Here is a 24879-nt window from a genome sequence, read left to right on the forward strand (position 1 = left end):
ACATTTAGATTTATTTTTTTGAAGAGGCAGGTTATAATGTAAATAACGAATTCAGTTCTATGGAGGTGCCAAGCATGACATTCTCTTTAACCTTTTGGATTGTTACTTTCGTATTTGTATTATTTATGGCCGGCATCCTCACCTCATCTTACAATGACGACAAAACAAAAGGTCTGTAGACACTGGCCCCTCTTTTAGATAGGGGACTTCTTGCGGCGGATCTGCTTACCAACAAAAAAAGGAAGAGCGCCGCAAAATGATGCGGTGCTCTTCCTTTTTGAACCCTTATGCCTTAAAAACTCTGAAAGAAAAAATATCTCTCAGCTCTTAAGCATGTCTTTGCAATTGAGTCATTTCGGTCATGCATTGAGCGCAAATATAACGTTCTTTATATTCGCTTACCTCTTCCATAGATCCGCAAAAAACACACTTCGGACGATACCGTTCTAAAATGATATGGTCACCTTGGACCAAAATTTCAACCGGATCTCCCTCATTCATTTGATACCTTTTACGAAGGGATTTAGGTAGAACAATTCTACCCAGCTGATCCACTTTTCTAACCACGCCAGCAGGTTTCATATCGTAACTTACACCTCTCCTGTTCAACTATTTATAACAACCTATTATTATTTTCGGCTCTATGAAATGATTTCGTTATAAAAATGTCGAATCCTGCTGAAAAAAATAATAAACTGTGATTTCTTTTAGACAAGTTCCGGAAAATCAAGCTGACGTAGCGCTTCATAGACAATTATGGCTGCTGAGTTTGACAAATTAAGGGATCTAACGGCATCACTCATCGGCATACGAATTCTCGTTTCTTTTCCCGCTTCCAAAATATCCTCTGACAACCCCTTAGTTTCTTTACCGAAAACAAAAAAGTCCCCATCCTGGTAATTGAAATCACAATATCTTTTTTCAGCCTTGGTTGTGGCATAGAAAAAGCGACCGTCCTTGTACTTCTCCAGCACTTCATCAAAAGAATCATGATACTCCAGGTTGACGGCATGCCAGTAATCCAGACCCGCCCGCTTCAAGGAAGCATCATCTGTACGAAATCCAAGCGGTCGAACCAGATGAAGATGAACGCCTGTTGCTGCGCAGGTTCGGGAAATATTGCCGGTGTTGGCCGGAATTTCCGGTTCAACCAGCACAATGTGTAGTGCCATGTGTAGGTAATTCCTCTCTGCATATGCATATATGTAATAATTATAGTACCCAGTACCCTAAAATTCTAGTTCCATTAAAACAGAAAACCTTCCACCATGAAGGCGGAAGGTTAGTGATTAAGTTCAATTAACCTTGAGTTTGACGGAAATGATTCATGAAATCAACCAGTACCTTAATATTTTCATAAGGAACCGCATTGTAGATGGAAGCACGCAGACCGCCTACACTCCGATGACCCTTAAGTCCGATGAAGCCTTCTTTTTCTGCAGCTTTGACGAATTGCTTCTCTGCATCTTCGGATTGCATACGGAAGGTCACATTCATGATGGAGCGGCTGCCTTGTTCTGCAACTCCGCGGTAGTATCCGTCGCTTCCGTCTATTGTGTTATATAGAAGCCCCGCTTTATCGCGGTTTTTGGATTCAACACCAGCCAAACCACCCTGTTCACCGATCCATTTCAATACTTCGTTCACCATATATATTGAGTAGGATGGAGGAGTATTGTAAAGTGAATTATTGTTATAATGGGTGCTGTAACGCAAAATTGTCGGGATATTGGAAGGTGATTCAGCAATCATTTCTTCCTTGGCAATCACTACTGTTACACCGGACGGCCCGAGGTTTTTTTGTGCACCTGCATAAATTAAACCGAATTTATTAATATCAAAGGAGCGGCTCAGAATATCACTGGACATATCCCCAATCAAAGGAATAGAGCCCGAATCCGGAAACTCTGCATATTGCGTACCCTCAATCGTTTCATTGGAGGTCACATGCAGATATGCTGCATTGTCTGCGGCCTGGATTGACTTTAAGTCTGGGATGGCGAGGAAAGATTTATCCTCCGAAGAAGCAGCTACATGAGCGCCTCCAGCTAATTTGGCTTCTTTATAAGCTTTGTCTGCCCAACTGCCTGACATTACATAGCTCCCTACTTGTCCCGCAGAGATAAAGTTCATTGGGATCATAGCAAACTGGGTGCTGGCACCGCCTTGTAAGAATAATACCTTGTAGCCTTCTGGATTGCCAAAGAGTGATAGTAGGCGTTCCTGAGCTTCATTATGCACAGATTCGTATATTACCCCCCGATGCGACATCTCCATAATGGACATTCCACTTTCTCGGAAATCCACAAACTCTGCTTGTGCACGCTCCAGTACTTCTAAAGGTAGCGCCGCCGGACCGGCATTAAAATTATATGCTCTCTTGCTCAAAATCTCTCCCCACCCTTTCTCTCCTATGAATATGGATATGGATATGATAGCAATAATCTTACACACCATCAAGTATAATTATTCACATAGGGAGTCAAATTGGACATATTTATACGTAGAAAAACTGATATGTTCTGCTCCAATGCTGACTTTGTCCCGGTGCCAGTTCTATATTTACAAAGACCTCTGGAGAAATTACATGACGTCCCCCCCACAGCGCAATCCGTGCCACCTGGAAGTCTCCACTCTCTCTGACCCCCAGTCCGCTCGGCTTATGAAGCAGCTCCCAATTGCAGTTTCCGTCCGCATTTTCCCATCCCCCCAGCTTACAGTAAAAGGGTCTATCCGGACTCTTATTCCAACTTATTCTGCCCTTTGAGATCTGTAATAATTCAGATGTATACGCGGATTCTGGTTCCTCAATCCTAACGCTTCCAGGAAGCCTAAGCTCATAGCCATAATCAACTTCATGATTATCTATCCCAATAAAATTGTGTATATATTCCTCTGTCTGAAAATGCTGCGACCCTTTATTGTGCATTTTATAGGAGATATTCAACTTATCGTGACAGAGCGAAATGGTTTTGGTCAGCTGAATGCTATACCCGCGGCACTCCAGGGGTTGTATCGTATATTGAATTTCATGAAGACCAGCCTCCACATTCACTTTGAATGGGTTAACTAGATAGTCAGTATTGAATTGATAAGGATAATTATTCTGCTTCTGCAGCAAACCTACACCAGGCTTCGGGAACCATCCGCCTACCGGGGCGGTATCATATCCAATTGCCCGGGAAATGCCAAACTCATTGCATAGCCCTTGTCCTCCGGTACCCTTCCCGGAAATGAGACTTTCAGGTACACAGAAGGTATGTTTCCCTGGTTCCAGGGTTACTTGCGTAATAAAACCGGTCCTGTCAAAGCGAGAACCCTTGTAATCTACCAGATCAGCAATATCAACGGTTAGAATTCCGTTCGACAGTGCATATCCCATGTGAGTCGCATCCTTTCATTGAGAATCCAGATAAACTTTCAAACTTGTTAAAAACGTCCGCTACCGCCTCATGCTGCGGTGCGGACGTTTCTTTTCTTCGCTACTTACCTTTTACTAACTCTACCTCGATGAGATGACATTGTCCGGCCTGGAGGCTGGTTAATTCCGCCCGGGCAATCAGAACACCCTCTGAGACGCGTTGAAGCGTCACCTGAGCGCCATTTATTAGAACCGAGGATATTTGATACTCCCCGTAAGCGGAGCCCTCTGTGTTCTTGTAGAGGACCTCTAACTCGCGATCGGCGAACATCGTTTTGATGGAGGCCTTTCCCTCTGCGTCAAATTGCGGCCCTACCAATTTCGGTTCCAACAACAGATCACCAAGCTTGCCTTTAATTCCGAAGACTTCTGTAACCATGGTCAAGAGCAGCCAACTCGCCGAACCTGTCAAATAGGTATACATCCCTCTGCCCGATTCATTAATATATTCAGGTATTCCAGGATACATATGACTCACTTCAAAATCGGTACTAAGCTGATAAAGAGACTCCAGCACCTTTCTACCTTCGTTTACATATCCACGCTTATAGAGCGCGTTCCCATACATAATGGTCATGTGGCTGAACATGGCTCCGTTCTCCTTATGCCCAAAAGCAAAGCCAAATGCGCGTCCCAAATTTTGCTGAATACCACCAAATTGAGAGTTGAGTCTGTAGCCTATTTTTTCATCCAGCAAATTCCGTTCCACTGCGGCAATGATTTGCGGAACCTGATCCTCAGATGCAGCATGGCCCATTAATGGAAACACTTGACCCGTAAGTGTCATCCGGACACCTTCCGCGAACTCTCCTTCGACCCTTTCCCCATCATTGTTGTAGTAGCCGTTAAACCAGCCTCCGCCCTCTTCACTCTCCACCCATTCATTTTGGCGTAAATGGTTAAAGATCCACTCTGCTTTCTGAGCAAGATCATCTGCAACCTGATCAATATCAAGAGATGCCTTAACTCCTGAAACCTTATTAGGTGCAGAGGCATAGAACCGATTCAGCAGGGCAATCTTGCCTGAAATGGACTCGTAATCAACCTTTTCTGACATCGTATCCAACAGAATGGTAATCTCTTCTGCCACTTCTATAATCTTTTGGCCGGTTCGTTCCTTCAGATCGCGCAGCAGAAGCGAAATATCCATAAGATTACTGCCATAGAAGGAAGTAAAGGTTACACTTTCGCCACGATCCGCTCCCATATCGAGCCCGTCGTTCCAATCCGCACCCTCCAACTTGATATTATTGTGTTCTCCAACATTGAAGAAAGGTACGAGATTTTGTAGTAGAATATGCTCCAGAATCGTGCCTTTATAGATATCACCAGATGCTGTTCTAAGAACACTTCCCTCTTTAAGATCCAGGGAATGATCCCTTTCCCGACAGCGGCTCATGAAAGTATCACGGAAATAGCCTTGCTCTTGATTTAGAAATTCCATATCACCGCTATGATTTAAATACAGCATCGTGGTCATAAACGGCCAGGCTCCATGATCCATCCATACACGCGGTATGTTGTTGCGATCCGCAATGAATTCCCCAGGATGCTGGCCAATAATGGTCGCATTACTTCCATCTATTCTAACACCGGCATAATTATCGAATAACAGGTTGCGTACCTCTGCCGGCTCCATAATAAGCAATGCCAGACAATCCTGCCACAAATCCCGCCATCCTCTACCTCCACGACCGTAATCATGATAAGGCAAGAAAGAGTTCCCGTATAATCTTCTAAGCACCGGCTGCAAAGTTACCCATTTCATCCATTGGTCTGCATCTGCATCCCCCGTTTTGAACTGAACAGTATTTACCTTTTCACTCCAAAAGGCCTTATTCTCCTCCAGTAATCGATCAAAAGACGATGAAGAGCCATATTTCCCTATAAGAGCCTCGAGATCCATTCTTTGATCCTCTATGGCCATTATAACTACATACGAAACACTTTCTCCCGGCATCAGAGTAACGGTGGTAAATCGGATACCACCCAGTGCCTCATACCCTTCCCTATGTACACCAGTTCCTGCAATGATATCAGGGGCTCGATTGACTACTACTGCCTCGGGCCAATCCAAACTTCCCCCTTCTCCAATGAACTCCTCTTGAACCGGAAAAAATCCCTCAGGTGTATTTCCGTCACCTTCCACTCCAAAAACTCCATAGGAGGTATGATTCACTCGATGACCCCGTTCATCAAAAGAAAGTGCAGGCTGTACCTCAATACCATAATCAGAGGTGAAAATACGATGCAGTAAAGATGTTACATGACGGTGGTCCCTGAGGTCATCCGCCGATCTTGCATATAATGGAATAGCGGCTGTTGGTGTTAAGGTCTGCTGCGTCTCTCCGTTATTTGTAAGAACAACCTTCATTAACTCTACCTTGTCATTACCGCAGGGTACAAAGCTGGTAATCTGGGACGATAAGTTCAGCTCTTTACTACTGCGGCTAACTCGATGCCATAAGAATCCAGCCTCCAGTTCAACCTCTTCAGCATCCTCAGTGTAGAAATCCGCATTTTGCCGGGCTGAATTTCCCGCTGCGGACCAAGTGCCTTTCCCTTCAACGTGGATCCAAAAATTGCGTGAAGCACGAGAATTGTGCAAATCCTCCACTGATATAGGCGGGGTTAAAAACGTATTATGCCCTGAAGTCGTTTGACCGTGAAGTTTCGGACTTACCGAAGACATCATGCCGCCCTCGTTTACGAGCGGGAAGTACAAGTAGCTGCTGCGGTCAGCTTTCTGAAGTCTGAAATCCCCTTTATCACCTGTAAATTCCCAACCTCGCTTACTCTTATCTTTCACTTTATTCATCCTCTCCACAATAAACTAAACCGGTTTCGGTAATTTTATTATTACACCGCTACAATTCTTTGTAAAGGTTTTCTCGAAAACAAATATACAGGTGTATTTTAAATGATTAGAGACGATAAAACCCTGTATAACCCTTATAAATCAAGTCATCACGGACTTCCCCCTACACTATTATCTTTAGTGATTCTAGAGCATAATATAACGAAACTAATTTTCGATAAGTCTAATCAGAAAATAAAATTCCTTACTCCCCCTTAGTAAAAGCGAGCATTTCCTCAGAAGAAATCCTATGGTGAGAGCGTATAGGGTGTTTTAAGGCTTTCTGGCGGGTTTTTAAGCATTACCCCCTATCGCTTCCTCGCTACACCACTGCAGCGTTATAAAGGCTTCAGGGGGCGCTCTAATGCTTTTTATTTAATAGACATAACATCACTTGTTATAAACGACAAAAAACCCTTGGGAATAGTCCCAAGGGTTTACTTATACGTCTAAATTAATTTATCTTAGCAATCGAAGTACAGGGAGTACTCGTGCGGATGAACACGAACGGCAACCGCTTGAGCTTCAGAGCGTTTCAGACCGATATAATTATCGATGAAGTCCTTAGTGAATACGCCGCCTTCTGTCAGGAATTCGAAGTCAGCTTCCAGAGCGTCAAGCGCTTCGTCCAATGTGCCAGGAACGCTGCGGATTTTCTCCTTTTCTGCATCAGACAGATCATAAATGTTCTTATCAAGAGGACCGTAACCCATTTCCTCAGGGTTGATTTTCTTCTTGATTCCGTCCAAGCCAGCCATCAGCATTGCGGAGAACGCCAAGTATGGATTAGCTGTAGAATCCGGTGTACGGAACTCGATACGACAGCCTTTAGGTGTTACAGCAGCTACTGGGATACGAACTGCAGCGGAACGGTTTCCTTTGGAGAATACAAGGTTAACCGGTGCTTCATAACCAGGTACCAAACGTTTGAAAGAGTTGGTACTAGGGTTAGTCAGTGCGATCAGTGCAGGAGCATGATAAAGGATACCGCCGATGTAGTGCATTGCCATTTCACTCAGGTTGGCATAAGCGCCTTTTTCGTAGAACAAAGGAGTGTCGCCGTTGAAGATGGATTGGTGAACGTGCATTCCGCTACCATTATCACCGAACAGTGGTTTTGGCATGAAGGTTGCTACCTTGCCGTATTGACGTGCAGTATTTTGAACAATGTATTTGTAAGTAAGGAGATTGTCAGCTGTTTTCAACAGGGTATCAAAACGGAAGTTAATCTCCGCTTGTCCTGCAGTTGCTACTTCATGGTGATGACGCTCAATGCGCAGTCCGGCTTCAGCCAGCAAACGACACATTTCACTACGGATATCCTGTTGGCTGTCCACTGGTGCTACAGGTACATAACCACCTTTAACGCCAACTTTAAATGCAAGGTTTCCGCCTTCATCTTTACGTGAAGTATTCCAAGCTGCTTCTTCGGAATCTACGAAGAAAGAAGAACTGTTCATTCCGCTCTCATAACGTACATCATCAAAGATGAAGAACTCGGATTCCGGTGCGAAGAATGCTGCTGTTCCCACTCCGCTTGCTTGCAGGAACTCTTCGGCTTTTACAGCGATACCGCGCGGATCGCGCTCATAACGTTCACCATCAGGAGTGAAAATGTCGCACATGATGTTAATCGTCGGATGAGCGGTAAAAGGATCGATGTATGTAGTACTTGGATCCGGCATCATTACCATATCGGATTCTTCAATACCACGGAATCCTTTGATAGAAGAACCATCAAAAGCTACACCATTTACAAAAGTTTCTTCTTCTACTTCAGTAGCAGGTAACGAAATATGGTGGGCACGACCTCCTAAATCTACGAACCGAAAATCTACCCATTCGATGTTGTTCTCTTTGATCGTTTGCAACACTTTTTCAACCGACATGAATTTCTTCCTCCCCAAGTTACGAACATTAAGCCGTTCACAGTATGCGAATGTTCTTGTTTTTAATGTTTTTGCTGTCGTCATTATAAATCTCAAACCTAACATCGTCAATGCTTATGTAAGGTATTTCTTATTCCAATGTGAGTTATTCTGACGCTTTCGTGAATTTTCTACTATAAGACTGTTAAACTACGGCTCTACATTTACTTTAAATTGCAAAACGTCCCCTTCCACCGTCCTTGGACGGGAGAAGAGGGCGATTAATACAAATCAATGTTAGCTTAGACTACGGATGCAGGTTCCGGTGAAGTAGAGAACTTGCGTCCAACCAACGGTGCAAGCTTCTCCAAATCTCTTAATAAATTCGCGAATTGGTCAGGGAATAGAGATTGAACTCCATCGCCCGTCATGGAATTATCAGGATCGGTATGCATTTCGATAATCAAACCGTTTGCTCCTGCAGCTACGGAAGCCTTGGACATAGGTTCAACCAGCTCTCTACGGCCTGTTCCGTGACTTGGATCAGAAATAACAGGGAGATGACTCAAGCTTTGAAGGACTGGAATCGCCGTAAGATCCAATGTATTGCGAGTGTAGGTCTCGAAGGTCCGAATACCCCGTTCACAGAGCATTACATCCCGATTACCGCCGGCTAAAATGTACTCTGCTGCATTTAACAGTTCATCATAGGTAGCACTAAAACCGCGCTTTAACAATACGGGCCGGCCGCAGGTTCCGAGCTTTCGCAGTAAATCAAAGTTTTGCATATTTCTTGTACCGACTTGCAAAATATCAGCGTGCTCCGCACACACATCTACGTATTCCGGTGTCATTACTTCCGTGATGGTTAGCAGCCCGTGACGTCTGCCTGCTTCAGCCATCATGGTAAGTCCTTCGACACCAACACCTTGGAAGCTGTAAGGACCGGTACGGGGTTTAAAAGCGCCACCGCGCAGAACCTGACCTCCTGCAGCTTTTACCAAACGAGCAATTTCATCGATTTGTTCCGGAGATTCCACGGCGCAAGGTCCGCCCATAATGACGAGATTCTCTCCACCGATTTTAACGCCCCGAATATCAATTACTGTATCTTCAGGATGAAAGTCCCGGCTGGCAAGCTTGTAGGATTTCGTGATTTTGACTACATTTTCCACACCCTTCATCTGGCGCAGATGTTCCGCAAGCTTAGGTGTAACGCCTCCTACCAAACCAATAACCGTACGGTCAGCCCCCCGGGAGAGATGCACCTGCAGCCCTTCCTTTTCAATTACTGCTATAATGTCCTGTACTTGCTCTTCTGGTGTTTGGTTGGATGTAATAACGATCATAATACATTCTTCCCTTCTCAACTCTATAGGTTTTATAATTGATAATGAACATAAACACTTACACGCTAAAACGCTAAAACGCTTTTAAGCTTCTACGCTTTTAATCACTAAAGTAATTTTAATCGAAATGTTCCTTTTCGTCAAGCCCTACCAAATCACACCAGTTAACGAAACCCCCTTTCGCGACTCTTTTTTACCGTATAAAGTAAATAAAGAGCACCTTCATTCCAGAAATCAGAACGAAGGTGCTCTCACTTTTTCGAAAAATTCTAACTTATTTTTAATAGTTTCTTACGATGGTGTGCCTGTTTTACTCGTATTCTTAACGGGTGGAAGCAGCTTCGCCATATTAACCGTTCGCTTAATCTCCCATGTCTCAGGCCGTGCAGGATCATACTGCTCTAGAAATAATATAACTTCCTTGGTGATCGGAGTTGGTGTAGAAGCACCTGATGTAACCCCTACCTTGTTGACTCCTTGCAGCCATTCTATATTCATCTCGGATACGTCCGAAATACGGTGAGCGGGTACGCCCGCTATCTCTTGAGACACTTGCGCCAGACGGTTGGAGTTGTTGCTTCGCGGATCACCGACTACAATCACAAGATCGGTTTGCCCAGCCTGCTCTGCTACAGCCTCCTGTCGAACCTGAGTAGCCATACAAATTTCATTATGCACTTCTGCGCCCGGGAAAGTTTCCAGCAGTTTTCTCATAATATGCTTGATATCCCACTGACTCATTGTCGTCTGATTCGTAATCACAATCCGTGAAGAAGGAATCGAGAGCGATTCTATCTCTGCTTCCGTCTCAATCAGATGAACATGCTCCGGGGCAATTCCTACCGCACCCTCGGGTTCTGGGTGGCCCTTCTTTCCGATATAAATGACCTCATAGCCATCTTCAACCTTTTCCTTAATCAGATCATGGGTTTTAGTCACATCGGGACATGTAGCATCCAAAGTGGTCAAACCCTTCGCCCGGGCCATCTTGCGAACCTCCGGCGAAACACCATGAGCTGTAAAAATAACAGTACCGCTATCCACTTTATCCAGAATATCCAGACGGTTATGCCCATCCAGCGTAATAATACCATCGTCCTCAAAGGAGTTGGTGACGTGACTATTATGAACAATCATACCCAATATATAAATCGGCCGGGGCAGATCAAGATTTTGAGCGGCCTGACGAGCCATTACCATGGCATCAACGACACCATAACAATATCCCCGAGGAGAAATTTTGATTACTTCCATGACTTCACCAGCTTTCTGCTGTCGTTAATTACAAGATTAGAACCCGTCTATTATACCCTACTCCAGCGGTGGAGCAAAGAGCAGCGGCAGCCAGATTACAAATGTTGTACCTTCTCCTTGCCGCGTGACAACCTCAACTGAACCTCCGTGTTCATCAATAATCCACTTCGCTATCGAGAGACCTAGGCCGATGCCTTCGGTTATACCGCGAGACTCATCCGCTCGATAGAATCGGTCAAAGATGTGAGGTACCTCGTCCTTGTCCATACCAATACCGGTATCCGTGATACGTATGCCTACCTGACTCTGATAAAATACAGCATTCAATGATACTTCACCAGCAGGCGTGTATTTAAATGCATTATCAATAAAGATAAATAGCATTTGCTGAAGATAATCCTTATTACCCACAATATACTTCCCATTCAGGTGGGTCATCTCACCTACCACCCACTCGGCCTGATGAGGCAGGAAGGCTGCTCGACGCGCAACTTCTGTCATCATTGGCTCCAAAGCTACCGGCTCCTTATCAAATGTCCGTCCGGTATCTGCGCGGGCCAACGAAAGCATATCCGCAACAAGCCGGCTCATCCGTTTGGCTTCATCCGCAATGTCACGCACAGACTCCTTAGACATTTGACGAATAGAGGCATCATCGAGCGAAGGATTCTCCCCAGGCTCAAGATCCCAAACCTTTTGCAGTAAATCAATATTCCCGCGGATTGTCGTAAGAGGCGTACGCAGTTCATGCGAAGCATCAGAGACGAAACGCCGCTGTGCTGCATAGGAATCCTCAAGCTCTTTATAGAAACCTTCCATCCGTCCAAGCATACTGTTAACCGTCTCAATAAGCTGACCGATCTCATCAGGCGGGCCTTCATATTCGATACGCGAGCTAAGATCAGTTCCGGTCTGTATCCCGTTGGCCGCCTCGATAACCTTACCTATCGGACTCATAGATTTACGTGCCAAGAATAGACCGAAGGTGAAGGCTGCCAATAAGGTAGCAAACGATCCTACCAGCAATATGTTTTTCAGCCTTAACATGAGTTTATCTTCCTGGCTGGTAGGTGCAGCAACCTGGAGTACCGCCAGAGGTTTGCCGTCAGGGTTTTTGAGAGCCATTTGATACATAATAAAATGGTAACCCCCCAGGCTTAATTGCTTAAATCCCTTTTGATTCTCTATTTTATCACGCGCTGGAAACTCAAATTTCATGCCCAGACTACTCATATTATCCGATTGTTGGATGGTTTTGCTGTCATAAATATAGATTTGCACCAGCATATTTGCTTCTTCCAAAAGGTCAGCTTGAGTTAAATTCACATCTACGTTTAGCAGTGAGCCATCATATCCCCAGCGCGGCCGGACCTGCAGCTCCTCAACCTGTTTTTGTACACGATCCTTCAAATCACCATAGGTATTAAAATAGACAAAGCCATAAATTGCAGCTGAAAAGGCCAGCAGCATAACAGCCAAAATCCCAGAATACCAAGCAGTCAGCCGCAGCCTAATGGACATCTTAATTGTCACCTCTTAGAATGTACCCGGCTCCCCGGATGGTTTGAATTAGACGTTTCCCTCCATGTTCTTCCGTTTTTTGACGGAGCATGGCTATGTAAACCTCCAACACATTAGATTCTCCACTATAATCATAGCCCCATATTTTATCCATAATCAGATCGCGGGACAATACTCGCTTGGGGTTCTGCAGAAACAAGTGCAGCAGCTCAAATTCCTTTGCTGTAAGCTCTAGGCGTTTACCACCCCGTGTAACTTCACGGGAGTCAACATCCAAAGTGATATCCTCATAGGATACAGCCTTATCCACATTGCCGCCTTGCTCGCTCTTCCGCCGCAAAAGTGCACGCACACGGGCCAGCAGTTCCTCGAGCGCAAACGGTTTAACCAGATAGTCATCGGCTCCCAAATCAAGCCCTTTTACCCGATGCTCTATCTCATCCTTAGCGGTTAGCATTAACACGGGCACTGAGCTCCCGCCCTCCCTTAGACGCCGACAAACTTCAAATCCATCCACCTGCGGCATCATCACATCGAGAATAACCACATCTGGGTCACTGTTCAGTACGGCACGCAGCCCATCGGCTCCATTGACCGCAGTTTTTACATCATAGCCTTCAAAAGCAAGACCGCGCCGAAGCATGGATATAATTTTTTCATCATCATCAATAATTAAAATATTCGGTCGCATCAAGCAGCCCCCATTATTACATTCTTATTTATATTGTACCAATGAATTCATAGATTGGCATCCAAGCAGCAAAAACGGAAGGGCTAGCCCTCCCGCTTATAAATTCGCTGTCCTGTTGGTTATTCTTACTCCGTTTTAGAAGTAACGAAGTCGTTCTTATTGCCGATAGTTATTGGAAGCTCCAGCTTTTTATCGTCACGAACTACATTCAGTGTAGCCTTGTCACCCACTTTTAGGGTTCGAATAAAGTCGATCAGGTCCTGGCTGGTTGCATAATTCTTACCGTTCACCCCACTAATAATATCATATGGGCGTAAATCAGCTACATAAGCAGGGGATTTGTAGATAATCTCCGCTACGACGGACCCTTCTTTAATATCGGTGCCCATTTGCTTGGCAACTTCATCCGTAATCGTCATGAGCGTTGCGCCAATAAATGGAACGGGCTCTTTTGGAATCGCTTGATTATCCTCCAGTTTTTGAACAACCTCTTTAATGGTATTGACTGCAATAGCGAACCCGATACCTTGTGAATCCGTACTTACAGCTACGTTCATACCAATAACTTGACCCTTCATATTGAGCAGCGGCCCACCGGAGTTCCCCGGATTAATCGATGCATCCGTCTGAAGCAGGTCTTTATAATTTCGGGTTCCGCTGCCATCTTCTTCATTAATATCAATACTGCGACCTTTAGCACTCAGAACACCGGCAGTTACCGTGTGGTCAAAGCCCTGTGGGTTACCTATCGCTACAACTTCCGATCCTACCTTCAGAGTATCCGAATCACCCATCGCTACTGCAGGGAAGTTGTTATCTCCCTCAATTTTGAGAACGGCTAGATCCAGATCCTTGCTGGAGCCAAGCAGCTTCGCTTCATAAGGCTTTTTGTTGCCTTCAATGGTGACCTGAATAACATCTGCACCGTTAATTACGTGTTGATTTGTTAAAATATATCCCGCTTTATCATAGATAAAGCCTGTTCCAACCGAGTTAGGGATGAGTTGGGTACTTGAATAAGATTTGGGTTCGGGCTCTGTTTGTTCCGATGAGCCGCTGCCTCCGAATTGATCACCGAAAAAGAATTGTGAGAATGGATCGCTCATATTCGGATTGGATTGGCTTCCCCCACGAGAGCTGGAATTGACCAGTGTCTCTATTTTCACAACTGCAGGTCCTACTCCGTCTACTACGCTTGAAACATCATTAGCACCGGAATTCAGTGATGTCGTAGCCGTTGCAGGGCTCACATTTGCACCCTCATCAGGAGCCGTAGCCCCTGCAGTAACGGCAGGTTCTTCAGAATCACCTGTGAACCAATTCCCCCGATCAGCAGCGAACATAGAGCCTGAGAGAACAACCATTCCGGCCAGGAAAGAGATCAGAATGCTTTTAAAGGAGCTCTTTGGCTTGCGATTATACTGCCATCCGTTTCCGCCGTCTGAGCCATTGCCTCCATTTCCGTTGCGTCCTCCTCCGCTGCCGTCAAAACCTGTGGTACGAATCGAGGTGCTGTAAGGTACGGGTTTAACCGTTGGTGGAGGTGTAACCTCTACCCGCTCCGGTTCCCGCCGATTGTAATGTTCTATTCCATCTGAGTTATCTTGGTTGATAGATTTAAAAGGTCCATAAGAATAATAGTATGATGATCCTGATTCGGAAGACTGACCGCCGCCACTGTTTTCGTTAGTAGTGCTGCCGTTCCATTCCCGATCTGGTGCGGGTTCATTTTCACGAGTGAATCTATCTTTGTTATCGTTCATGTTTCTTTCCTCCCGTGTCCTGTCTGCCTGACAAGGATTGATTTGTTTTCTTATTCTCATTGTGTACTTTAAACCTTAAGGTCACATTAAAAACAATTTAAGCTTAGATAAAATCGGGCGGAGAGGGGTAGTCGGGACTCCACCGCTGTTGAAATCGTGTTCCCTGAATTTACCCTGCGGGTGGAACACGATTTCAAAGGCGGACGTAAACTTTCCGCTCCGATACCCCTCCCCTTTACAGGGAAGCACACACAACAAAAAACACAAAAAACAGTGCAAAACAAAAACAGAGATACACAAAAAAAGCCCGAGCGTGCTGAACTACGCACGCCGGGCCTAAACAACAACCTAAACCTAAACCTTAAACCTATATAGATTGAACTTATGAACTTAATAAACTGATAAAAAGGATTGAAGTAACGGAGGGGGATTTTGGAACTGTAGGAGCGCTAGCGTCCGCCCGAAAGCTTTCCGTAGGAAAGCTCGCTTCGAAAGCATAAGCTCCCTCCGGATTTCATCCGCTAATAGCGTAAAAAATCTAGAAATCCGGAGGCAACAGCGGCTGGAAGTCCAACATTCACCGTAGTTACGACCCGAACCCAATGTAGCAAAATCTTAAGTTCATCTTATATAGAATAGTAATAATCAGCTTCGATGTCTCATAGTCTGAATATGGGGAACGAAGCAGTCCTTGGGAGAGGAACTGCCGTCCGAAGAGCCATCCTTCTATTCGAATGGAGGCGGACGCAGATGAGTACTGATCAGCTCATAGCATTGCTCGTTCTTATCGTTATGATCATAAAGCTTGCTAACACCAAGGGGAAATCCTGAGGTGGGTAACTGAATCAGCCTCTGACACTCGAGCAACACTTGAGTTCAGAGGCATTTTTTTATCGGGATTAACTCTGCGCCCAGCCTTTGCGGTGAGCGAAAATAGCAAGCTGCGTCCGGTCGTCCAGCTCACATTTCATCAACAGGTTGCTGACATGCGTCTTCACGGTTTTGATACTGATATGCAGCTCCTCGCCGATATCCTTATTGGTTTTACCCTCGGCAATAAGCAGCAGAACTTCTTTCTCTCGTTCGGTGAGTCCCGAGGAGTCTCCTTGAACTGTTCGCTGGCGAATTCCACGAGTCAAGGCTTGCGACACATCACTAGTCATCACGGGCATGCCGCGGTATGCACCCTGCAGTGCGTAGATCAGTTCTTCTGCCGATACTGTTTTTAACACATAACTAACCGCACCTGCTTCGATGGCATCAACAACTAAATCATCTTCAAGGAAGCTGGTCAAAATCACAATTTTCATCTCCGGGAATTCCTTCAATACAGCCCGGGTAGTCTCTGCACCATTCATCACCGGCATCATTAGATCCATTAGCACCAGATCAGGTAATCCGTCATCCCAACCCTTTCGGAGCATTTCCAGCGCCTTTAATCCATTAGCTGCTTCTCCTATTACTTCAAACATGGGATCAAGCATTAGATAAGTTTTGAGGCCCATCCGAACCATGTCGTGGTCATCCACTAGCAATATTTTAATAGCACTCATTACAACGCCTCCTCTTCCCCGTCTTTCCTTACAGCTACAGCAGCAACCGGCACTTTTTCTTCTTGAACAAATTTTGGAATATGTACACGGATCGTGGTTCCAGCACCCTTGCGGCTTATAATCTCCACCTGACCGCCCAACTTCTCCGCACGTTCACGCATGGTAATCAAGCCGTAGGATCCGTGCTTATTCTGCATAAGCTCAAAACCATGCCCGTCATCGCTGATACTCAGAACGACCTGTCGAGACGCTTCGCGCAACGAAAGACTTACGATCCTCGCTCCTGCATGCTTCACAATATTGGCCATGGCCTCCTGGATAATTAGAAACAGCTGATGCTCAATGGCTTCGGATAATTCTCCTTGCAGCTCCAGCTCTTTCATGCCCTTCAGACCGTTCTGACGACAATAATCCGGGAACCATTTCTCCAGCGCCTCAAAAAGATTTCTACCCTCCAGCTCCACCGGACGCAGCTGCGCAATAAGTGCTCTCATTTGTTTCTGGGCCATTTGGGACATCGTAATCAATTGGTCCATAACCGTCTTACCATGAGCTTCATTTCTTTCCAACACTTTAGGCAGTGATGAGGCTGACATATGAATGGCAAAAAGCTGCTGGCTTACCGTATCATGCAGGTCTCGGGCCATTCGCCGACGTTCCTCCAGAACAGCGCTCTCTGCAGCCTTTTCCTTCTCAATAACCTCTTGTTCGCCTAGACGTTGAAGCAGCTTCATTTTGTTCTCAACCGTATCCATCATGACATTAAATTCGTGATAGACTCTGGCAAAAGACGGATCATCGCTTTCCGGCATACGGACAGAAAGGTTGCCTTTGGCTACCTGCAGCATATTCAGATCAATGTGATCTATCCGCCGCTGAATCCGCTGACTTGCCATGTATCCTAGAACAATGGTGAAAACGATAATACCTGCGCATAAATAGAGCCACATCCGGTAATCGATAACTTTTATATAACCTAGACAACTACCGGCATATATCAATGCCGCCGCAACAACTCCACTAAGGAGGAAATAGATTTGCAGCACCCATTTCGTGTTTTTGAAAAGTGGTCCCATGCTTAACCCACCGTTTTAACCTTTATGTCCCCAATAAAAGCACTAACGGTAATACGGATTTTCTTGCCAGCTTCTTTGTAGTAAGGCGTTCTAAATTGTGCATTACTCATAAAACCGCTGCGTGTCTGCTCCAATACCTGCATATCACCGATAAAAGAACTGCTGTTTACTGAAATGCCTAGATCCATATCATTGGGGATATATACTTTAATGTCTCCGACAAATGCGGAAATGTTAATCTTTGTCTCGCCATAAGGAATTTGCGCATTCGTCAAATCTAAGACTGTATCACCGATAAACTGGGAAAGGTTCGTGTTCTTTAGTTGAAAATGTTCACGTCCCATATGGATATCCCCGATAAAAGCCGAGCGGTTCGTCGAATCTTTATCATCGTTGCCGTTATATTCCTCATTCCAGTGATCATGGTGCCTGCGGGCATGACGCTCCATCCGTTCCTGATGCCTGCGCTCATGCCGTTCACGTTTCTCTCTCCAACGGGATTCTCCTGTGGAATGAAGCTCCGGATCATCCGTGGCTTGATCTTTGCTAAGATAACTTTCCCAATCCGTCTTTCTACCGCTAGTGGAATCAACGTTACCGGCAGGTTTGCCGAACTTTTGCTCGAACTGCTCGTCTAGTGTAGATTCCAGCGGCTTCGGTGGCTCTACATCTAACGGGTCCTTACCCGGATTACCCGGAGGGTAATAACTTGGTGCTGGAGGTACAGGAGGCATAGGCGGGCCGGAATGACGCGGTTTAAAAATTACATATAACCCTCCGCCGATAAGCATTACTGGAATGAACATTCTGAAAAAGTCGCCTGCTGATAGGTCAAACCACCCCAAATTTCGTCCTAGAAAAAATACTCCCATCGCCAGAAAGAATATCCCGCTTATGAATGAAGATCCCTTTGAACCATAATCCTCAGTTCCCAGCAAACGCTTAACACCCATCGCAATTAAAATAACCGGCCAGAAGTTTGAGAAGACATAACCAATACTGAAATCAGTGTATCCCAGCTGTCTTAATAAAAATATGGCGCCGATTCCAATCAGAACCAATCCGCCGATGATCTGGCTCGTAAGTCGTCTTTTCATCTTTCATTTCTCCTTAAACGTTATGTGATTCGTCCTTCTATAATCCTATGACCTTAGTGTACAGCAATAGAAGAATCATAAACAGCGCCGCGAGGTGGAATTTAGTCTCCGTCCCTAGACCGAGAGCGATAAAACTTAGGAGTTGAAAACAAAAAAAACGCCCACACCTTTATGAAGGAGGGGCATTTTCGGGTACTGCATTTACACTGCAGAATTATTATCGTTGAGGCTTTTGGACGGGCTTAGCGGTAGTATTCCCACTTTGCTTCGATCCATCATTCTCAACAGCAAACTCAGCATTGTATTTCTCATTCGGAGTTTTATAGTTTTCTTGAACTTTAGACTTCTTGGCCACGGAATTCACCTCCCATCTTCGAAAGAGGCGTAACATCTGCCCCAGTCCGTATTATGGGATGTGGGAAACGGTATTATGCATGACCAAGTGAAAATAGGTTCAAGCTTCTAGAGCTAAAACTATCCTAAATAATTTCTTCCAATACAGACTGAGGAACCGCATTATACGTCTTGATGGCCTTGCTCAGATCCTTCAGCATCACTTCTGTACATTTCCCGCTGCCGCGTTTGATAAGCTGAACCTCGACTGTCTTTTTGCCCCACTCTTTGTAGACCTGTTTTATTGTAGCAAAATACAAATCAATCTTTCTGCCTTTAATTGCAGATCCCGTATCGGCAACAACCGCGTATCCGTACCCTGGTATATAAAGGATGCTGCCCATCGGCAGAACCTTTGGATCCGCAGCGATGGTAGACAGAGCGTTCTTATCTCTGCGAACTTTAACGCCGGAATAAGTAATACCGTACTCTGGATGGTTTGGATTTTTACCAGTAGATTCATACCCAGCCGTGTAACCCGTCGCCGTCACCTTCATGGTCCGGATAATTTGCTCTGGTCCAGGTGCAGCTACCGGGATAGATATCGGCGTTTTGCTTACACTACTTTTGTTAGCCGTCGAAGTTGCCTTCGGTTTAGGTGAACTTACAGGCTGTGGTGATTTCGTTGCAGCCGGTTTAGCTTTAACAGTATCATGGCTTGCAGCAAGTCCTTGCGTGGTTATTGTATTGCCCGGTGAACCGGCCATCGTTGTTAAACTTTTATATTGCGGCGTATTCATTGCTGTTATTGTGCTGCTTTGCTTACGGATAATCTGTCCAGAGGCAAGCGGCTTAGTCTCTTGTCCCTCAGAATTGGCGTAAACACCGGATGCAGCCAGAAGCAGAGTAATGGTTACCATTACACACCAAAGCCTCTGCCATATGCCCATTTTGTTCATGTGACAAACCTCCCCTTATTAGCGAAGGTTTCCCGTTTCCCAAAATTTTATACATGAAGCTCAAAAATATGTGCTTCACGGGCAATGACAGAGGCTGTAAAAGATTAAGAAATAACGCGTCCAGCAATTTCCTCTACTAATGATTCAATAACCTCTTGCAGCGGCTTCGCCCCGATATCGCCTTCTCCGCGCTTACGAATAGCTACGGTTCCGGCATTCATCTCGTTCTCACCGACTACGAACATGTAAGGCAGCTTTTCCAGCTGAGCTTCCCGTATTTTGTAACCCAGCTTCTCATTACGCAAATCAGCATCAGCAGAAATGCCCCGGCGGCGCAGCTTGTCAGTAACTTCCTTCGCATAATCATCAAAGGCAGTTGAAACTGGAATAACCTTAACCTGTTGTGGTGAAAGCCAAAGTGGCAGTGCACCCGCAAAGTTCTCCAGTAGGAAAGCAACAAAACGCTCCATAGTGCCCAAAATACCGCGGTGCAGAACGACTGGACGATGCTTTTGTCCATCATCACCGACATATTCCAGCTCAAAGCGCTCAGGCAGCAGGAAGTCGATCTGTGCAGTAGATAAAGTCTCTTCTTTACCCAACACTGTCTTAATCTGAACGTCCAGCTTAGGTCCGTAGAACGCTGCTTCACCTTCTGCTTCGTAGAATGGCAGTCCTGCTTCCTCTACAACCTCACGCAGCATGCGTTGTGCAGTCTCCCACATCTCATCATTCTGGAAATACTTTTCAGTATCCTTAGGATCACGGTAGGACAAGCGGAAACGGTAATCATGTATACCGAAATCACTGTAGACCTGCTTGATCAGCTCAATAACACGAGTAAACTCACCCTTTATTTGATCCAGACGACAGAAGATATGTGCATCATTCAATGTCATCGAACGTACACGGTGCAGACCAGTCAAAGCGCCGGACATTTCATAACGGTGCTGAATGCCAAGTTCGGCAATACGGATCGGAAGATCACGGTAGCTGTGCATGGAACTCTTATAAATCATCATGTGATGCGGACAGTTCATTGGGCGAAGAACAAATTCTTCAGTGTCGATTGTCATCTTAGGGAACATGTCATCCTGATAATGTTCCCAGTGTCCGGAAGTTTTGTATAGTTCTACGTTTCCAAGTACCGGTGTATAGACATGCTGGTACCCGAGGCTAGCTTCCAGATCCACGATATAGCGTTCCAGTATGCTCCGTAGCTTTGCACCCCTTGGAAGCCAAATTGGCAAGCCTTGACCCACCAGGTTATTGAAAGTGAAGATTTCCAGCTCTTTGCCGAGCTTGCGGTGATCCCGCTTCTTGGCTTCTTCTAGCAAGCGAAGATGCTCATCCAACTGAGCTTTTTTGATCCAGGCAGTTCCATATACACGCTGCAGCATTTTGTTCTTGCTGTCCCCGCGCCAGTAAGCGCCCGCTACATTCATAAGCTTAAATACTTTGATCTTGGAAGTAGAAGGAACATGCGGACCCCGGCATAAGTCGAAGAATTCGCCCTGCTCATAAATAGAGATCACGCTGTCTTCAGGCAAAGCCTCAATAAGTTCCAGCTTGTAAGGGTCACCCAGTTCACCGAAGATTTCAAGAGCATCCTTACGGCTAACCTCTTTACGTACGATGGGAAGGTTCTCGTTGATGATGCGTTCCATTTCCTTCTCAATCTTCACTAGATCCTCTGGGTTAAGAGGATGCTCCAAATCCATATCGTAGTAGAAGCCGTCCTCAATAACCGGGCCTACGCCCAGGAAAACTTCTTTGGCACCAAACAATCGTCTTACGGCTTGCGCCATAAGGTGAGCCGTACTGTGCCGCATCACTTCTAGACCCTCCGGAGAGTCCAAAGTTACGATTTCAATCAACGCACCTTCTTCAACCGGAGTAGAGAGATCTACAACGATTCCATTCAATTTGCCTGCCGCCGCATTCTTGCGGAGACCGCTGCTGATGGAAGCTGCTACATCTTCGATGCTGCTTCCATCTGCGTATTCCCGGACGGAGCCGTCCGGAAGCTTGATATTTACTGCCATTTCAACTTCCTCCTCTTGGTTTGTAACTGCTGTATTTCTTCATCGGCATCAGCCGCTTAAGTTTTGCGGAACGGAAATATCCACGCATACAAAAAACACCCGTCCCGCAAAGGGACGAGTGTATAGCACCCGTGGTTCCACCCAAATTCGATTCCTCTCTCTTCCCGCCTATAGCGGTGTAGGAGACAGAATCCTTCGTCTACATGGGAATAACGGCCATGAACCGGCGGTTCTTACTGTCCCTTATTAAGCTCTAGCTTCAGGGAGTTCATAACCGCAGCTACAAAGGGGTAAATCGAAATGGGATACCGGAGGAAATTACAGCCTATTGTTTCCTCTCTCTGAACGGTCCTTATGTTCGATTCATGTCTTTGTCGATGCTGTTAACGTGAATTATGAGTAATTATAATTCTGTCTTCGGCGTCCGTCAAGCCTCTCTTGATTTACTCTTCCCGGCGTTTTCTTTCAGGCAAGCGGCCTGCGCGCCTCAAAGACTCACGCAGCAAGTATTCAATGTGTCCGTTTACACTGCGAAATTCCTCTCCTGCCCAGCGCTCGAGCGCCTCATGAAGCTCGGGATCGATCCGCAGCGGAAAGCTTTTCTTAGCCGCCATGATGAACCGCCTAGTACAACGAGCCGGCGTTAATAATCGGGCTCGCTCCACGTTCTGATACGATGGCCACCATGAGATTGTTGATCATAGCCGCTTTACGCTCTTCATCCAGTTCTACGACTCCATCCTCTTTCAGCTTCCTGATGGCCATATCTACCATGCCCACTGCACCTTCAACGATAATTTGACGGGCAGAGAGGATAGCAGATGCTTGTTGGCGTTGGAGCATGGTGCTGGCGATTTCTGTCGAATAGGCCAGATGCGTCAGCCGGGCTTCGATCACCTCGACACCGGATAAGGAAAGGCGATCCTGTAATTCAACTGCCAGCTCTTTGGCGATTTCATCAGCGTTCGCCCGCAGAGACATTCCTGTCTCATTAAAATTATCATACGGATATTTGCTGGCTACATGGCGCAACGCCGTTTCACTCTGAATTTCGACGAAAGCCATATACTTATCAACATCAAAGAGGGCTTTTGCAGAATTAATAACTTTGAACACAATCACGGCTGCAATTTCGATTGGATTACCCTCAACATCGTTAACCTTAAGCTTCACACTGTTGAAGTTCCGGACACGCAGGGAAATGGTCTTGCGAATACTGAACGGCGTAACTGCCCACATTCCGCTTGTGGCGATTGTCCCTACATACTGCCCGAAAAAAGTAACGACCACTGCTTTGTTCGGTTGTACAATTGTAATGCTAGTAAGAAGTACCGTTGCAATAAAGATTAGGATGAGGGGTACAATAACATATTCTTGCGATGCCCCATAAATCCCGCCCCCCAGACAAACTATAAACAAAGCGATAACCCAAAAGCCACTAACCGGATGCAGTATTTTCTCCTTCATATTCGTTGCCTCCAATAAGATATTTATTTGATATGATTATGATATCACTTTTGTATATAAATGTAAATGAGGCGGAAGAAAAATATCACTGCATCCATAGAAGAATCTTTTATACTCTTAAGATTGAGGATGTCAAATTCTCATGATTAAGAGGAGGATGTAAGGCATGAGCGTGAAGGAAAAAGTATTGGAAATTATAAAAACGGCCGGAAGCCCTGTGAGCGCAGGGGAAGTGGAGAAGCTCTCCGGGTTGGACCGTAAAGAAATTGATAAAGCCTTCAAAGAATTGAAACAGGAAAATGCTATAGTGTCTCCTGTTCGTTGTAAGTGGGAAGCGGCACAATAACCCGTAAAATGCAACAACGCCTATCGGTTACGGATCCCTTTACTTTGGGATTCGCGGCCGATAGGCGTTGCTAATTTCTGTATTAGTTCTGCATGATAAAATCATTATCAATCTTCGCATCTGCATCGTTAAATACCCGCAGGATATCGTAACGTGTATTGCGCTGCGCCGGAACTTTACCTGCTTCACGAATGAGTTGGGTAATGGATTCGATGTTAACTTTGTAGACAGCTCCAGCGGAGGAAACAACGTTCTCTTCAATCATGGTACTGCCAAAGTCGTTACAGCCATAATCGAGTGAAAGCTTGCCTACTTCAGGACCCATGGTCACCCAAGAGGACTGGAAGTTCTTGATATTGTCCAGTACAAGCCGACTGATAGCCACTGTCTTCAGGTACTCTTCAGGGGTTTGTCTGTCCAACTTCAGATTGGTATTGTCCGGTTGGAATGTCCAGGAGATAAATGCCAGGAAACCTTCAGAATCATATTTATTGGCGATACATTCATCCTGAGCCTCGCGTACCCGCAGTAAATGCAAAGCCCGCTCCTCCATACTTTCACCCAATCCGATAACCATCGTTGCCGTAGTGTTCATACCGATTTTGTGCGCAGTTTGCATCACGTCCATCCACTCACGCCAGGAGCCTTTCAGGCGGCTGATTTTGCGGCGGGTTCGATCGTCAAGAATTTCCGCACCTCCGCCCGGCAGTGAATCCAGACCGGCAGCATGAATTTCACGTACCACTTCCTCCAGTGAAAGCCCGGACACCTCGACCATTTTCATAATCTCCGCAGGCGAGAAGGAATGCATGGTGATCTCAGGAAAACGTTGCTTAATACCTCTCAGCAGATCTGTATAATAGTTGAATGGCAAGTTGGGGTTGGTACCGCCCTGCATCAGAATTTCTGTACCGTTAACATCAATCGTCTCCTGAATTTTCTGGAAGATCGTTTCATCTGACAGTACATATCCTTCATCCGAACCCGGTTTCCGATAAAATGCACAAAAGCGGCAATACACATCGCACACATTTGTATAGTTGATATTACGACCGATGACAAAGGTTGCCAGAGGGTCCGGATGCCATCGTTTCATTATAATATTGGCAGCTGCACCCATTTTCTCAATCTCATTGCTCTCAAAAAGCCGAACAGTATCTTCTAATTGCAAGCGGTCACCCCGCAGCGCTTTATCCAAAATAAGGTCAATCGCACCCATTCTTCGCAGCCTCCCTCTATGTCCATAACGGTATGATAGATTCCTAAAAAATGCATCACA

General features: G+C 45.6%; 21 protein-coding genes. 1 reads left to right on the forward strand and 20 read right to left on the reverse strand.

The genetic code is table 11. The annotated features are described in order from the left end of the window. Positions 1–327: 327 nt before the first annotated feature. From PWYN_RS03485 to PWYN_RS03575, 19 genes are all read right to left on the reverse strand, one after another. Positions 328–582: an AbrB/MazE/SpoVT family DNA-binding domain-containing protein gene (locus PWYN_RS03485; protein ID WP_036648582.1), complete on the reverse strand. Its 255-nt coding sequence runs from the start codon at positions 580–582 to the stop codon at positions 328–330. Between the two features lie 125 nt (positions 583–707). Next, complete coding sequence (gene trmL / locus PWYN_RS03490; protein WP_036648585.1) at positions 708–1172, reverse strand: tRNA (uridine(34)/cytosine(34)/5-carboxymethylaminomethyluridine(34)-2'-O)-methyltransferase TrmL; 465 nt, start codon at positions 1170–1172, stop codon at positions 708–710. A gap of 127 nt (positions 1173–1299) precedes the next feature. Next, complete coding sequence (gene serC / locus PWYN_RS03495) at positions 1300–2391, reverse strand: 3-phosphoserine/phosphohydroxythreonine transaminase (RefSeq protein WP_036653127.1); 1092 nt, start codon at positions 2389–2391, stop codon at positions 1300–1302. A gap of 106 nt (positions 2392–2497) precedes the next feature. Then, complete coding sequence (locus PWYN_RS03500) at positions 2498–3382, reverse strand: hypothetical protein (RefSeq protein ID WP_036648587.1); 885 nt, start codon at positions 3380–3382, stop codon at positions 2498–2500. Positions 3383–3482: 100 nt separating this feature from the next. Continuing rightward, positions 3483–6230, reverse strand: coding sequence for a GH36-type glycosyl hydrolase domain-containing protein (locus tag PWYN_RS03505; protein ID WP_240479672.1), 2748 nt, complete (start codon positions 6228–6230; stop codon positions 3483–3485). Positions 6231–6742: 512 nt separating this feature from the next. Then, the gene (glnA, locus tag PWYN_RS03510; RefSeq protein ID WP_036648591.1) at positions 6743–8167 is read right to left on the reverse strand and encodes a type I glutamate--ammonia ligase; all 1425 of its coding nucleotides are present in this window, start codon (positions 8165–8167) and stop codon (positions 6743–6745) included. 281 nt (positions 8168–8448) lie between these two features. Next, complete coding sequence (gene aroF, locus PWYN_RS03515) at positions 8449–9495, reverse strand: 3-deoxy-7-phosphoheptulonate synthase (RefSeq protein ID WP_036648593.1); 1047 nt, start codon at positions 9493–9495, stop codon at positions 8449–8451. A gap of 291 nt (positions 9496–9786) precedes the next feature. Further along, a complete protein-coding gene (locus PWYN_RS03520; RefSeq protein WP_036648595.1) occupies positions 9787–10749 on the reverse strand; it encodes a 4-hydroxy-3-methylbut-2-enyl diphosphate reductase in 963 nt (320 codons plus the stop codon). A 57-nt stretch (positions 10750–10806) separates the two neighbouring features. Further along, positions 10807–12270 (reverse strand): sensor histidine kinase, encoded by a 1464-nt coding sequence (locus tag PWYN_RS03525; RefSeq protein ID WP_036648600.1) that lies wholly within the window; start codon positions 12268–12270, stop codon positions 10807–10809. A gap of 1 nt (position 12271) precedes the next feature. Beyond that, a complete protein-coding gene (locus PWYN_RS03530; RefSeq protein WP_036648603.1) occupies positions 12272–12961 on the reverse strand; it encodes a response regulator transcription factor in 690 nt (229 codons plus the stop codon). A gap of 125 nt (positions 12962–13086) precedes the next feature. Then, positions 13087–14724 carry a S1C family serine protease gene (locus tag PWYN_RS03535; protein WP_036648605.1) on the reverse strand — a complete coding sequence of 546 codons (1638 nt, stop codon included), beginning with the start codon at positions 14722–14724 and terminating at the stop codon, positions 13087–13089. Positions 14725–15623: 899 nt separating this feature from the next. Next, positions 15624–16277, reverse strand: a complete 654-nt coding sequence (locus tag PWYN_RS03545) for a response regulator (protein WP_036648607.1) — start codon at positions 16275–16277, stop codon at positions 15624–15626. Continuing rightward, positions 16277–17353, reverse strand: a complete 1077-nt coding sequence (locus tag PWYN_RS03550; RefSeq protein WP_052087725.1) for a sensor histidine kinase — start codon at positions 17351–17353, stop codon at positions 16277–16279. The genes PWYN_RS03545 and PWYN_RS03550 overlap by 1 nt, the downstream gene beginning before the upstream one ends. Before the next feature lie 2 nt (positions 17354–17355). Beyond that, positions 17356–18450 carry a cell wall-active antibiotics response protein LiaF gene (gene liaF, locus PWYN_RS03555; protein ID WP_036648611.1) on the reverse strand — a complete coding sequence of 365 codons (1095 nt, stop codon included), beginning with the start codon at positions 18448–18450 and terminating at the stop codon, positions 17356–17358. Between the two features lie 217 nt (positions 18451–18667). Beyond that, complete coding sequence (locus PWYN_RS29045) at positions 18668–18805, reverse strand: hypothetical protein (protein WP_157261077.1); 138 nt, start codon at positions 18803–18805, stop codon at positions 18668–18670. Positions 18806–18929: 124 nt separating this feature from the next. Continuing rightward, entirely contained in the window at positions 18930–19742 is an 813-nt protein-coding gene (locus tag PWYN_RS03560) for a 3D domain-containing protein (RefSeq protein ID WP_240479673.1), read from the reverse strand. 104 nt (positions 19743–19846) lie between these two features. Continuing rightward, complete coding sequence (gene thrS / locus PWYN_RS03565; RefSeq protein ID WP_036648613.1) at positions 19847–21787, reverse strand: threonine--tRNA ligase; 1941 nt, start codon at positions 21785–21787, stop codon at positions 19847–19849. 443 nt (positions 21788–22230) lie between these two features. Further along, positions 22231–22401 carry a type II toxin-antitoxin system antitoxin gene (locus PWYN_RS28510; protein ID WP_036648615.1) on the reverse strand — a complete coding sequence of 57 codons (171 nt, stop codon included), beginning with the start codon at positions 22399–22401 and terminating at the stop codon, positions 22231–22233. Positions 22402–22411: 10 nt separating this feature from the next. Continuing rightward, on the reverse strand, positions 22412–23254 hold the full coding sequence (locus PWYN_RS03575) for an SPFH domain-containing protein (RefSeq protein WP_036648616.1): 843 nt from the start codon (positions 23252–23254) through the stop codon (positions 22412–22414). A 166-nt stretch (positions 23255–23420) separates the two neighbouring features. Here PWYN_RS03575 and PWYN_RS03580 point away from each other — a divergent pair, with 166 nt between their 5' ends. Beyond that, complete coding sequence (locus tag PWYN_RS03580) at positions 23421–23600, forward strand: transcriptional regulator (RefSeq protein ID WP_036648625.1); 180 nt, start codon at positions 23421–23423, stop codon at positions 23598–23600. 82 nt (positions 23601–23682) lie between these two features. Here the strand turns inward: PWYN_RS03580 and mqnC are convergent, their stop codons facing one another. Next, on the reverse strand, positions 23683–24819 hold the full coding sequence (gene mqnC / locus PWYN_RS03585; RefSeq protein WP_036648628.1) for a cyclic dehypoxanthinyl futalosine synthase: 1137 nt from the start codon (positions 24817–24819) through the stop codon (positions 23683–23685). Between the last annotated feature and the right edge of the window lie 60 nt (positions 24820–24879).

Source organism: Paenibacillus wynnii (genome assembly GCF_000757885.1).
Taxonomy (GTDB): Bacteria; Bacillota; Bacilli; order Paenibacillales; family Paenibacillaceae; genus Paenibacillus_AQ; species Paenibacillus_AQ wynnii.